The sequence below is a fragment of the Serratia sp. Je.1.23.a genome, from assembly GCF_051129805.1.
GTDB lineage: Bacteria > Pseudomonadota > Gammaproteobacteria > Enterobacterales > Enterobacteriaceae > Serratia > Serratia liquefaciens.
Genome location: NZ_JBCPSR010000099.1, coordinates 1 through 247 on the forward strand (window position 1 = coordinate 1; position 247 = coordinate 247).

At 58.3% G+C, this 247-nt stretch carries 1 protein-coding gene; it reads left to right on the top strand.

What is annotated here, in order from left to right:
- A partial coding sequence (locus tag AAZT04_RS26360) for a hypothetical protein (protein ID WP_434682347.1) occupies positions 1–247 on the top strand: 247 nt, incomplete at both ends.

Here is a 247-nt window from a genome sequence, read left to right on the forward strand (position 1 = left end):
CTTCCGGTGACTGGACGACGCCACAATCTGCAGATGCGAAGAAGCAGGATTGGAAGCCTGATGCGACCTATGCGGGGTACCAGGTTCGACTGACGATAACGCCGAAAGGTGCGTTGCACCCTGAGCTCCCCGGTGTTCCAGCTGATGGTCCGGAAATCAGTATCTTCGCGGCCCCGGCGGTGAGGGATAACAAGGTCACCATCAAGGGAAGCGGTCAGGTCGGTCAGAAATTGCAGGCTGAGTACGG